The sequence below is a fragment of the Haemophilus sp. HMSC61B11 genome, assembly GCF_001838615.1.
Taxonomy (GTDB): Bacteria; Pseudomonadota; Gammaproteobacteria; order Enterobacterales; family Pasteurellaceae; genus Haemophilus_D; species Haemophilus_D parainfluenzae_AD.
Window position 1 is genome coordinate 379,466 of sequence record NZ_KV837971.1, and the last position, 12,604, is coordinate 392,069.

The following is a 12,604-nucleotide window of genomic DNA, read 5'->3' on the forward strand; positions in this document are numbered from 1 at the left end:
TGTTTTTTAGGAATGAAATATAACTAAATAGAATTTAAAAGGGATAAACAATTTTATCCCTTTTTAAAATTGAAAAGAGAGTGATTGTTAGACGACAGAAATCGCTTTTATTTGCACATAAACATCCATGCCTTGAGCAAAATGCAATTCATTAAACGCCCATTTACTGATACTTGCCCAAACTTTATGCCCTTCCACTAACACCGCAATATCAATGCGATTCTCTTGTGGAACGATCTGTACAATTTGTCCTCGTAAGATATTACGAATGCTCGTTTGCGCTGGCTTGCTTAAAGTAAGCGACACATCGGAGCTATAAATACAGACGCGTACTTTTTCATTCGCTTGATGATGCACTTCGTTGATCCAAAGCTGTTGTTCGCCTAAAGAAAGTGCGGTCATTTTATAGGTTGGATTATGCAAATAGACAGGCAACGCCAATACACTACTCTGCTCCGATTCGCCTTTCCAAGGGGAAAATAACGGACTGTTCCAAACATTTTCTAAGGTGTCATAGGCTTTCACTTTGCCATTTTCCATCAGCACAACGCGCTCAGCCAAGCGTAATAATTCATCTAAACTGTGCGTCACATATAAAATCGGTACATTAATTTCTTTAGATAGACTTTCCAAATATTGCATAAGTTCACGTTTGCGTGGCACATCTAAAGCTGAAAGCGGTTCGTCCATCAACAATATATCAGGATCCCTTAATAAAGCTCGACCAATCGCCACACGTTGTTTTTCGCCACCCGATAAAGTAAGCGGATAGCGTTTGAGTAACGGTTCAATACCAAGTAACTGAATGATATAGTCAAAGTCTTCACGACTAACATTCTTCATGCCATAACGTAAATTGCCTTTAACGTTGTAATGCGGAAATAGACGGGCATCTTGGAATACATAGCCGATTTTACGCTGATGTACAGGAAGATTCTCACCCTTCTCCACATCGACCAAAGTGCGGTCATTTAAACGAATAAATCCTTGATCGGGATGAGTTAAACCACTCACCAAATTAATCAATGAGGTTTTACCCGAACCTGACAAACCAAAAATCGCCGTCACACCTTGAGTTGGCAGTTGCAGATCCGCACGTAAGGTTAGGCGACCTAATTGTTGTTGTACATTAATGTGTAGCATCGCCCTGCCCCAATTTTTTCTGCATCCGTTTACTTAAGGCTTCGGAAAGCAATAAGGAAATCAATGAAAGGATCACCGCAAACAAGCAAAGGCGTGCAGTTTGTGCTTCTGCGCCCGGTGTTTGGATGAATGAATACATCGCTAAAGGAATAGTTTGGGTTTCCCCCGCAATATTAGATACGAAAGTAATGGTTGCACCAAATTCCCCTAAAGAACGAGCAAACCCTAATACTAAACCCGCCAATACACCAGGTAGAGAAAGGGGTAACGTAATCGTGAAAAAAACTCGCCAAGGCGAAGCGCCAAGCGTTTGTGCGGCTTGCTCTAATTTAAAATCAATGCTTTCCAAAGAAAGACGAATCGCCCGCACGACCAATGGAAATGCCACCACTGCAGAAGCTAATACCGCCCCTTTCCAGCTAAAGCCAAAGGATAAACCAACCCATTGATATAAATACTTACCAATAAAGCCATTACGCCCCATGGCAACCAATAATAAATAACCGATTACCACTGGTGGCAACACCAAAGGCAGATGAATAATCCCTGTAATCAGCGACTTACCATAGAATTCCTTACGAGCCAGTAACCAAGCGATAAAAATCGCGAAAGGTAAACTCCAAAGCATAGAACTCAATGCAACACTCATACTTAAGTGAATCGCATCCCATTCCATCGGGCTTAATTGAAACCAAGAGAGCAAAATATTTCCTTGTGTATATTCGATATGACGAAATTTCTTTAGAGATAACAAAAAGGACAGTTTCCTGTCCTTTCTTTATAAAGTCTGAGATCATTATTTCACAGAGAAACCATATTCAACAAATATTTTTTTCGCTGCACTTGATTCTAAGTAATTAAGGAAATCACGGGTATCCGCATTGTCATGATCTTTTAAAATCGCAACGGGATATTCAACTGGTTTATAGCTGTCTTTCGGGAATACACCTACTGCTTTCACGTCTTTACTCACTTTAGCATCGGTACTATACACAATACCATAAGGGGCTTCAGCGCGTTCAACCAGGGCTAACGCACCACGTACGTCTTTCGCACGTGCTAATTTATCTTTAACTTGATCCCATAAATTCAATTTCGTTAATGATTCTTCTGCATATTGTCCAGCAGGAACATGCGCAGGATCACCTACGGATAAATAGCTGTCTTTTAAGCCTTTAATCCATTCACCTTTGGCAATATCCACGGAATTAGCGGCACTTTTTGCTGGAGCAATTAACACTAATTCATTGCCCGCTAATACTTTCTCAGTTTCTTTTACGGTGAGATTTTTATCAGATAAATATTTCATCCATTTGTTGCTAGCTGAAATAAATAAGTCTGCAGGAGCCCCTTCTTCAATTTGTTTAGCTAAAGTGGATGAAGATGCAAAGGAAAACACCACTTCGTTACTTGCTTTTTCAGATTTATACTGCTCTGCAATTTGTTGTAAAGCATCAGTCATTGAAGCTGCTGCAAACACAGTCACTTTTGCAGATGCAGCGAAAGACACGACCATACCTGCAATTAAAAGTGCGGTTGAAACTTTAGTTAATTTCATTATTTATCTCCTATATAAATGAAACTATATATAAAAAAATATACTACGAAATGAATTATAACTTGAATTTTCAAATAAGCATACAGAAAAACCTAAAGATCAAGTAAAATAAGCCAAATTATGTATTAGGAGGAGATGATGAAACAAACTGAAATTTTACTAACGATCAAACTTCATCAAGAATTATTTATTGACCCAAAGCGTGTTCGCCTCTTAAAAGAAATTAAAGAATGTGGCTCAATCAACCAAGCAGCCAAAAATGCTAAAGTGAGCTATAAAAGTGCTTGGGATCACCTTGAGGCGATGAATAAAATCAGTCCAAAACCGCTTTTAGAACGTAATATTGGTGGAAAAAATGGGGGAGGTACTTCATTAACCACTTATGCTGAGCGTTTGTTACAACTTTATGATTTGCTCGAACAAACACAAGAGCACGCCTTCCATATTCTTCAAGATGAGACAATTCCACTCAATAGCTTGCTTTCCGCGACAGCAAAATTCTCCTTACAAAGTAGTGCGCGTAATCAATTTTTTGGTAAGGTTGCGAGTCAACATATTGTAGACTCCCGCTGCATTGTTGCGGTAAATATTCAGGATTTAGCTCATCCATTACATGTTTCAATCACAATGCGCAGTGCTGAGCGTCTAAAACTCATTACTGAAAAAGAAGTGATGGTGATGTTTAAAGCGCCTTGGGTGAAAGTTAGTGCCATGGCATCAGAAGAAAAAAGTAATATCTTCCAAGCAACAGTTCTTTCTATGCAAAATGAAGAAGCGATTTTGCAAATAAAGGACAGCTCAATTGAATTTTGTGCAAGTATTCATAGTAAAGATGGATGGAAAGTGGGACAAGAAGTGTGGTTACATGTTGAGCCAGAACAAATCATCTTGGCAACATTGAAATAATCCTTAGAAACCCAAAGTGCGGTCAAAATTAACCGCACTTTTTTATTTCATTTACAAGGCAATCTCATCAATCGAGCGCCCAAAACTTGGTAAAAAGACCTGTAAAAAATAATCCATTTCTTGGCTATGCCATTGTTCCATCAAATTTTCTAAACGTTTTTTAGCTGTTTTAAATTCGTGGTTACCATGCTCTAATTCAAATTGAGCTTTAATGTAAGCACAAATCAAATCCGCTTGCTTTACTAAATGCTTTTCTTCTGGGCTAAATTGCTCACTATCTAAGTATGGAGCAAAACTATCTTGCAACTCGGTCGGAAGCAAGCTAATTAAATGTAATTCAGCTGCCGCTTCAATGTCTTTATAAGCATGAGTGATTTCAGAATTGAAATACTTAATTGGGGTCGGCAAATCACCAGTAAAAATTTCAGAGGTATCATGATACATCGCCACTACCGCAATACGCTCAGGATTTACTTCACCACCAAAAAAGCGATTTTTAATAATAGCTAAAGCCTGTGCTACAAAGGCAACTTGCAAGCTATGCTCCGCCAAGTTTTCCTTTTCAATATTGCGCATCAATGACCAACGCTGAATTAAGCGAAGACGATCTAAACAGGCAAAAAAGTGACTGGTTTTAACTTCCACAAGATATCCTTAGTTAGATGGTAGCTCTTCAATAATTACGGGGAGATCAATCACCTTACCTAAGCGAGAAATCGTGATGATAACTTCTGTATTTGGTTTGGTATCACTAATAATTTGCATCATTTCACGAATAGACAGATTATCTCGTTTATTTAAACGTAAAATCACATCCCCCACTTGAATGCCTGCTTTCGCTGCGGGACTATTGGCTGTCACGCCGGTGATAACAATACCACCGTTTGAGTTAGAAGTGATCTCACTTTGTACGCCAAAGTAACCACGAATCACGCGTCCATCTCGGATAATTTTATATAGCACATCATTGGCAATACTGATTGGAATCGCAAAATTTAGGCCTTCTGCAATTTCATTGGCTGTTTTACCAATACTTAACGTGCTGATGCCCACTAATTCGCCAGCTGAGTTAATCAACGCGCCACCAGAGTTACCACGGTTAATTGATGCATCTGTTTGAATAAAGTTTTGACGACCTAAAGAATCCCCTACGGCACTACGCCCTACCGCACTGATAATTCCTTGTGACACACTTTGACCTAGGTTATACGGATTACCAATGGCTAATGCAATATCTCCAACACGCACTTGGCGTTCTTTATTTTGTGGAATTGTAGAAAGATTGGTTGCTTTAATTTTTAATACCGCAAGATCCGTTAAATTGTCTGAGCCAATTAAATTAGCTTCATAAATACTACCGTTTTGCAGCGCGACCACAATTTGATCGGCATTTTGGATAACGTGTTTATTAGTGAGAATATAACCGTCTTTCGTCATAATCACACCAGAACCTAAGTTATTTACCTGTAATTGATCACTATCATTAATGCTGGCAGAAGAAAAAGATCGGTTGTACACATTCACCACAGCAGGAGAAGCAATTCTCACGGCACTGTTGAACGAAACGATATCATCAGCAGAGAAAAGGCTGCTGTTATTGAGCTTAGGAACAGCAAATAAAATAACGCCTGCCGCAGCAAGCCCCCAAAGGGCGGAGTGGAAAAGTTTTTTAAACATTTTTATTCTTTTATTAATAAGTTAGGTAAATAACTGAGCTTTAAATCATCCCCAATTCTTTCACATTCTTGCAGTTGCCACAATGGGGCATCTGCAAGTTTTTCTAAATGCGGGAGTTGGCATAATCCTCGAGCTTTATCTCCCAAGAGTTTCGGGGAGACATAAATGATTAATTCATCTACAGCATGTTGTTCAATCAAGCTACCCGCTAAATTAGCGCCCGCTTCTACCCAAACAGAATTCACTTGTCTCTTGCCTAATTCTGTCATCAACATATCGAAATCATAGTTTTCTGGCAGTAAAATTTGCTCACAGAAATCTGGGAATACAGACATATCTCGAGGAATTGAACCCACAAGCCAAACTGGCGAATGGGTATGGAATAATTGATGTCTTGGCTGAACTCGATTTTTAGAATCTAAAATAACACGAATAGGCTGACGCACGGTTTCTTCGGCATATTCTGCTTTTAGATCATCAGGGAATTGGTTCCAACGCACATTTAAGCTTGGATCATCGGCTAACACGGTAGCACTTGTTGATAAAAGTGCGGTCGCTTTGGCTCGCATTTTTTGTACATCCGCACGGGCTGCTTCGCCTGAAATCCATTTGCTTTCACCGCTCGCCATGGCTGTTCGACCATCTAAACTCATGGCTAATTTCAGCTGCACATAAGGCTTGCCGGTTCGCATACGCTTGAGAAAACCTTTATTTAAGGCTTCTGCTTGTTCGTTCAATAAATTGACCGCACTTGGAATGCCTGCATCAGCTAGCATTTTCAGGCCCTTGCCGGCCACTTGAGGATTAGGATCTGCCATGGCTGCGATAACTCGACTAACCCTCGCTTCAATTAAACCTAATGCACAAGGCGGTGTGCGTCCATAATGAGAACAAGGTTCAAGCGTCACATAAGCAGTTGCGCCTTTCGCTTTCTCACCAGCATCTGCCAACGCCATTCTCTCTGCATGAGGCTGACCGGCTTTAAAATGAAACCCTTTCCCGACAATTTCACCATTTTTAACTAACACACATCCCACCGATGGATTCGGCGAGGTGGTGTACTGCCCTTTTGCCGCAAGCTCAAGAGCCAGTTGCATAAATTTTACGTCATCGGAGGAAAAGGTGTCACTCATATTAATCCTTTAAGCTTTCAATTTCTTTGGTAAATTCATTGATATTATCAAAGCTCAAATAAACAGACGCAAAACGAATATACGCCACTTTATCTAATTCTTTCAGCTCATTCATGGCTAATTTGCCCACGAGATGACTTGGCACTTCACGTTCACCCGTGGCACGTAATTGGATAATAATATGGCTGATTGCTTTTTCCACATCATCTGAACTTACAGGGCGTTTTTCTAACGCATGTTGAATACCGCTACGCAATTTATCTTCGTTAAACGGCTCGCGTGACCCATCATTTTTAATAATTTTTGGCACGACTAATTCGGCGGTTTCAAAGGTAGTAAAGCGTTCATGACAATTCCCGCATTCCCGACGACGACGCACTTGATACCCATCAGAAACCAAACGGCTGTCAATCACCTTAGTTTCTTCAGTTGAACAAAACGGACAACGCATTTTAGCTCCTTTTCAAAATGATTCTTAAGCCAGTATCTTATCAAAAATCCAGGATCTTTTCGATCTGAAGATCCGCGTTAAGACAACATTTCTCCAAACCACGATGTAGTTTGTTTCACTAACTGCAAAAGACCATCCTGCGATTTAAATTGTTCTGTTTGCCCCAATATCCTCACCCAATAAGGATCGGCTTTTCTATAACCATAAGGATCAGTTTTCGCAAGGGATTCGATATTCGTTAAAACATTGTCAAAATTGACTGCATTTTCATCTTTCTCAATAAACTTCGCTATATTTTCCGTTGGAATGAGCTGAATTTGTTGCTGGCTTTGTAGATAGGCCTCAACGTACATTTTCAGTTTCTCAAGTGCGGTTGATTTTTCTATTGTTTTTAATGTTAAATCCTTATCTTTAGCGATAATTCGTGGTGGCATTGCGTTCTCTTTTGTCGCCAGTTGAATCAGATAATAAAGCCATGGGCGAATACGATAACGATCTTTATATTTTACAAATCGCCATTCGATTATCTGATTTTCATCGCCAAATAATGGCTCCATATAGCCAAACAAGCGAATATTGCCTTGTGCCGTTTCCACCACAAAATCAACACTCTCACTATGTGGTGAAGAATAATCCTTAATTTTCTCTTTAAAAGCCAATACATCAGCACGAATAGATTGCGCACAAACTTCCGCAAACTCTCCGCGCGGCATGATGCCTTTCACTCGCTGTTTGGCAAAATAATCGTTAAATTGCGTTTCCTCTAAATGCAATAACTCATTACTAATGCGATAATGATCCAAACCATTTAACGTGAAATTTTCACTTTCTTCAATGCGATCATCTTCATCTCGGAAATACACACCAAGCTGCTTTTCAAAAAAGAATTTCACTGGATTTTCAACAAAACTTACAAAACGATCGAGTTCAATTTCCGTTATTGGTTCTTGATTTTCGCCCATCGGCACAACGAATTCATGACATTTTCTTTCTTGGAATTGGGCAATTGGCAGCCATTTTTTCGCAAAAGAGTGGTTAATTTTCCCTTCATTTTGGAAATTGCTTGGACTAAACGCCGTCATTGGATGTTGCTCAATCCTCAAGCCATCGTCTGAATAATGATTAATATAATCAACCAACTGGCTCACCAATACTGAAGGCTCTTTGGGTTGATTATCAATAATCGAACAGCCCACATAGCTCACATAAAAATGGAATCTTGCGGCGAGCAAAGCCTCAAGGAATAAGTAACGATCATCATCTCGACGAACACGATCGCCTTTTTGATGATGATATTGCATCAAGTCAAAACTATTTGGTGTATGACTGCGTGGGTAATCCGCTTCATTCATTCCGAGCAAACACACCACTTTAAAAGGAATGGAACGCATTGGTAAAAGTGTGCAGAAATTCACTTTTCCTGCTAAAAAACGAAGGCTATTTGGCGTTTCTTCTAAACGTGCAGACATCACTTCCGCAATGACATCCGCTTGCAAAGTTTCTTCAAAATTAATGGTCTGCAAATCATCGGCAAAGGTATTGATGCAATCCTGAATATAAAATAAGGTATCCGCCGTTTCTTCATTTTGCACAAAGAAATCCATCAAAAGTGCGGTCAATTTTTCACGCCATTTTTCAATATTGTGTGCCTTTTGCAAATCTTGATGCCATTTATTTAAGGCCGTAAAAAATTGATTCACTGCACCAACTAACTGCCCTTTCAATCCATAGCTACTATCAAGTCCAAGACTGTCTTGCCAAACGCCTTGCTCTTCACGCATCGCATAACCTAAGGTCATGCGTTCAAGTCCCGCCTGCCACGCATTAAAATTCAGTGTATTCTGCCGTTTTTCCAAACCAAAGCGAATACCTGACTCTTTCACCCATTCACGTATTTGTTCGAGATCGGCAAGGGCAATATTAAAACGTTCACGGATAGCGGGAATATCCAATAAAGCCAGTACTTCTTCCGCGCCAAACTGACTTTCTCTTAAATTTAACAGAGAAAGATAGCTTGATACGATCACATCACTTTCAGACAATTTACTGTCCGAAATTGAGAACGGAATAACGGGTGCGTCCATACTATTCGTACCAAAGACAGCCTGAATATAAGGCGTATATTGGTTAACATCGGCAACCATGACCACCACATCTTTTGGTGTAATTTGTTCTTCTTTTGCTTTATGCTGATTTTGATTGAATAAATCCAACAAATAATCATGTAGCACTTCAACTTCTCGCATCGCGCTATGGCAAGATTTCACCACTAAAGAGCGGTCATTTTTCGCGACATTTAATGCACCATGGCTTAACGTCAAAATTTGAGTTTGGATCTGGCCTAACAAGGTTTTTTCGGGAAGTTCTGCATAGTAATCACGCGAAATGGCTTGAATATTTTCTTCATCTCGCACTAATTGATAGAGAAAATCCCGTCCCATTTTTCCCCAAGAGGCTAAAAGCGGATTCCCGCTGAACAATTCTTCTTGTTGATTGGTGTAATCAAGATCGGCAGGTTCCCATGACACTTGCTCGGCTGAAATTAAAGGCTTCACATCGTCGCTTTCTTTCAAGAAACGCTGTCTTTCTAATAAATAGGATTTACTCAGATCTCGCAAATCGCCCCAATATTCTTGACATGGATTATTGAAGAATAAATGTACATCTGTTTTAGCGGAAATACCTTGGAAAATATTGAGATAAACCGTTGGCAATGCTGGAATACCAAAAATAAAAATACGTTCCGGTAAGTTGAGCGTCGCATTGGGATCACGACATAATGCTAAAAATTGTTGATTGAGTGCAGCACGATGTTTCGCTTTTCCGCTGAAATCACGTTGAACATCATCCACCAAGGCTCGCCATAAAATCCCTTGCCAATGAATATTGCCTTTAATTTGAGAAAGAAAGGTAGGGTTTAACGCCGAAAGCCCCTGCTTTTGCTGATTAATCTGAGCCAAGATCTTTTCATCATTATTTTCTTCCCATGCGGCAATCCATTCGGGACGATAGACGAGATATTGGTCAAATAAATCGGCAACTTTTAGGCTTAATTGATAAAGTTTTTGCTGTTCTGATGCAGGCGAGGACGCTAAATATTTTTTTAATGGTTCAAATTCTTTTTGCTGTAAAAAAGTAGGGATTAATCGCATTAATCGCCATAACGTTGAATCTTTTTCAAAAGGATTTTGCGTAGAAACATTCGGCAAATTATCGGCGTAAAGTTTCCAAATAAAACTGGAAGGCATGGGGAATTGGAAATTCGCTGCAACACCGCGTTTTTTAGCAATTTCCATTTGTAACCATTGTGCCATACCTGGACTTTGCACCAACACAATGTCAGACTGAAATGGATCATGTTGAGGTAAGTTTTCCAACAGCGAAACTAAAATATCCTTTTGAATTTCTGGTTGGTTTGAATAATAAGTAACGAACAAAATAACGCCCTTTTGAAAGCAAAAACAACGCGTTATTTTACTCGGTTTTCAATAAAAATTCACCTTGAGGATAGCGTATATTCACTTGATGATGACTGCATTGAATTGAAAATTGAATGCCATTTTGTTGTACGCTATTTTCACAAGACAAACCTAAAAACTGGCGTTGAGCCTGATTTTCAGCAATTTGAATCGCCTGAAATTCTTGAAAAATTCTGACCGCACTTTTCTGTTGCTCACTCGTCCATCGGTTAAAGATCAAAAATAACCCGCTGAAAATCGATAAGGCTAATAAAAGTGACATTAACGACATGCCTTTATTCACTTTGATCTTGCGCACTTAAATCACTCCAACTTTTATCCACCAAACGCCATTGGCTATATTCTTGTACGAGTTTTGTCACCACGGCTTTACCGTAAGCTACCGTCACATTCTCCTCTAACTTAAGCAAACCACCTGTAATCACTGCACCACTAATACGCCCTTTGCCTGTTAAAGTTAAATCTCCTTCTGCTAGCAGAATACCACTTACATTCCCTTTAACTTCTAATTGGTTTTGCGTCATCCAATACACTTGTGGTGTTTTTTGAGCAGTTAAAGTAGTATCTACTTTCACAAAGTGCGGTTGAAAATCAGTTTGTTTTTCACTGGAAATAAAATCTCGCAGCATATTTTCATTAATGCCTTTTGTGGGCGATTTCTTAAATAACTCAGCGCGTTCACACCAAACAGAATAGGCGACTTTATCCTCTGCCCCTGAAGACTCGAAAAAGACTTGTTTCACTTTTTCAGCACCATTTAAAGGCAAGTTTTGGCAAATATGTTTTTGTTGCTGCTGACTGATTTTCTGTAACGCAAGGCTTTGTTCTACATAATATTTTCGCTGACTCATTTGAGATCGAAAAAACGCAAAGATCTGTTCATCAAATAATAAGATCAGCGCCAATAAGCCTGAAAGTAAAATCAGTGCCGTCAGTGTCACCATCCCTTTTTTCATCATCATTCTTCTTGATTTAATAAAGGCACTACAAGCGAAGTTTCATATTGAATATGCTTATATGCGGCAAGATGCCCTGTGAGTTTAATTTCAATCCCTTTCCCTGCCTTTAACCAATCAAAACGTAATTGAGAAATCTCAAACTCTTTTTCATCCAATAAATCTGTCCATCCCCCACCGGCGTTACAAGTAGATTGAGCTAAGGCTCTCTGACACTCTGCTGAACGACAATCCGCATTTACCGCATTTTTATAAGTTTGTTTGGTTTCGATCATTTTCTCGTTAAGTTTGTAACCAAACAGCTCTTTTTCGATATTTTTTGCCACATTTTTAACACCGTTTACGCAGGTGTTTTTTGTGTATTTTTCACCAATACAGCCATTACTATTTAAATCATAAAAAAATAAGACGCAGCTATTTGATGGAGCATTGTCTGCTTGAGCAATGATTATTGCTGTGCCCTTTTCGTCTAATTCAAATAAAGCCAGATTATCCTCGATTAGTTTTGGGTTTGTGGCTCGAAAGCCTACGCGACGCAGATCTTTACCGATGAGTTGAATAGTACGTTGTAATTCCGCTTGTAATTTGAGTTGTAACATTAAACGCTGATTTTGCTGTTGAGTTTGAGCATAAAACTGTGCAACCAATAGCAACAATAAAGCGGATAAGCCAAGTGAAATCAACAAACTCACCAATGTTTCGCCTTTTAATGGTTTCATCTTGTACATGCACTCGCCGCTTGATCAGACTTTAATTTAATACTGCCGACATTGAAAAAAGAGAACAATGTACGATGCTCTTCCGCCTGTAACATAAAACAATTTGTTTCCATGGTATTTCTTGCCCCATTAAATTTCACCGCCACTTCAGACGGATATAATTTAGGGCCTATCAGCATCGTTTTTCCTTCAAAATAAGGATAGTAAAAATGCGCATAAAGGTTTTTAGGACAATTCTGGGGATGAAAACAATCACAAAAATGATCGCTTTTTACTTGAGCAGTAATACACCAACGTTGATTCGCTCTATCTTGATTGGCCAAAATAAACCAAATCGCTGATGAATTTTCTGCCCTCGCTTGGATATTACGTAAGAAAAAATAAAGCCGTTGTTGCTCTTTTTCGAGAAAATATTGGGGATCGTTTTTCTGCCATTTGGGCAATGTAAACGTCAACGTTACGCTTAAAATAAATAATACAATCAAGGTTTCTAATAAAGTTATCCCTTTATACATAAAATGCCTTCTTTTTTGACCGCACTTTAAAAGTCCTTTAGAAGAAAGCCAAATTTGCTACTTTATT

Annotated in this window: 13 protein-coding genes; 1 reads left to right on the top strand and 12 read right to left on the bottom strand. The window is 39.2% G+C overall.

The window, feature by feature from the left end; translation table 11 throughout:
• Nucleotides 1–87: 87 nt before the first annotated feature.
• From modC to modA, 3 genes are all read right to left on the bottom strand, one after another.
• Nucleotides 88–1,143, bottom strand: a complete 1,056-nt coding sequence (gene modC / locus HMPREF3263_RS05980; RefSeq protein WP_005698275.1) for a molybdenum ABC transporter ATP-binding protein ModC — start codon at nt 1,141–1,143, stop codon at nt 88–90.
• Entirely contained in the window at nt 1,130–1,846 is a 717-nt protein-coding gene (modB, locus tag HMPREF3263_RS05985; RefSeq protein ID WP_005698270.1) for a molybdate ABC transporter permease subunit, read from the bottom strand. The genes modC and modB overlap by 14 nt, the downstream gene beginning before the upstream one ends.
• A 93-nt stretch (nt 1,847–1,939) precedes the next feature.
• Nucleotides 1,940–2,701 (bottom strand): molybdate ABC transporter substrate-binding protein, encoded by a 762-nt coding sequence (gene modA, locus HMPREF3263_RS05990; RefSeq protein ID WP_005698243.1) that lies wholly within the window; start codon nt 2,699–2,701, stop codon nt 1,940–1,942.
• A gap of 138 nt (nt 2,702–2,839) precedes the next feature.
• Between modA and HMPREF3263_RS05995 the strand changes: the two genes are divergently transcribed.
• Nucleotides 2,840–3,607 carry a TOBE domain-containing protein gene (locus tag HMPREF3263_RS05995; RefSeq protein ID WP_005698264.1) on the top strand — a complete coding sequence of 256 codons (768 nt, stop codon included), beginning with the start codon at nt 2,840–2,842 and terminating at the stop codon, nt 3,605–3,607.
• Nucleotides 3,608–3,658: 51 nt separating this feature from the next.
• Here the strand turns inward: HMPREF3263_RS05995 and yfbR are convergent, their stop codons facing one another.
• The 9 genes from yfbR to HMPREF3263_RS06040 form a co-directional block, all read right to left on the bottom strand.
• Nucleotides 3,659–4,252 carry a 5'-deoxynucleotidase gene (yfbR, locus tag HMPREF3263_RS06000; RefSeq protein ID WP_005698245.1) on the bottom strand — a complete coding sequence of 198 codons (594 nt, stop codon included), beginning with the start codon at nt 4,250–4,252 and terminating at the stop codon, nt 3,659–3,661.
• 9 nt (nt 4,253–4,261) lie between these two features.
• Entirely contained in the window at nt 4,262–5,284 is a 1,023-nt protein-coding gene (gene degS, locus HMPREF3263_RS06005; RefSeq protein ID WP_005695672.1) for an outer membrane-stress sensor serine endopeptidase DegS, read from the bottom strand.
• 2 nt (nt 5,285–5,286) lie between these two features.
• Entirely contained in the window at nt 5,287–6,417 is a 1,131-nt protein-coding gene (gene ribD, locus HMPREF3263_RS06010; RefSeq protein ID WP_070853093.1) for a bifunctional diaminohydroxyphosphoribosylaminopyrimidine deaminase/5-amino-6-(5-phosphoribosylamino)uracil reductase RibD, read from the bottom strand.
• A gap of 1 nt (nt 6,418) precedes the next feature.
• Complete coding sequence (gene nrdR, locus HMPREF3263_RS06015) at nt 6,419–6,868, bottom strand: transcriptional regulator NrdR (protein ID WP_005695670.1); 450 nt, start codon at nt 6,866–6,868, stop codon at nt 6,419–6,421.
• Between the two features lie 77 nt (nt 6,869–6,945).
• Nucleotides 6,946–10,305 carry an exodeoxyribonuclease V subunit gamma gene (recC, locus tag HMPREF3263_RS06020; protein ID WP_070853094.1) on the bottom strand — a complete coding sequence of 1,120 codons (3,360 nt, stop codon included), beginning with the start codon at nt 10,303–10,305 and terminating at the stop codon, nt 6,946–6,948.
• 37 nt (nt 10,306–10,342) lie between these two features.
• The gene (locus HMPREF3263_RS06025) at nt 10,343–10,609 is read right to left on the bottom strand and encodes a DUF5374 domain-containing protein (RefSeq protein ID WP_083327594.1); all 267 of its coding nucleotides are present in this window, start codon (nt 10,607–10,609) and stop codon (nt 10,343–10,345) included.
• Nucleotides 10,610–10,622: 13 nt separating this feature from the next.
• Nucleotides 10,623–11,309 (bottom strand): DUF2572 family protein, encoded by a 687-nt coding sequence (locus HMPREF3263_RS06030; RefSeq protein ID WP_070853095.1) that lies wholly within the window; start codon nt 11,307–11,309, stop codon nt 10,623–10,625.
• Entirely contained in the window at nt 11,306–12,022 is a 717-nt protein-coding gene (locus HMPREF3263_RS06035) for a PulJ/GspJ family protein (RefSeq protein WP_005698268.1), read from the bottom strand. The genes HMPREF3263_RS06030 and HMPREF3263_RS06035 overlap by 4 nt, the downstream gene beginning before the upstream one ends.
• The gene (locus tag HMPREF3263_RS06040) at nt 12,019–12,537 is read right to left on the bottom strand and encodes a hypothetical protein (protein ID WP_005698235.1); all 519 of its coding nucleotides are present in this window, start codon (nt 12,535–12,537) and stop codon (nt 12,019–12,021) included. The genes HMPREF3263_RS06035 and HMPREF3263_RS06040 overlap by 4 nt, the downstream gene beginning before the upstream one ends.
• Nucleotides 12,538–12,604 lie beyond the last annotated feature (67 nt).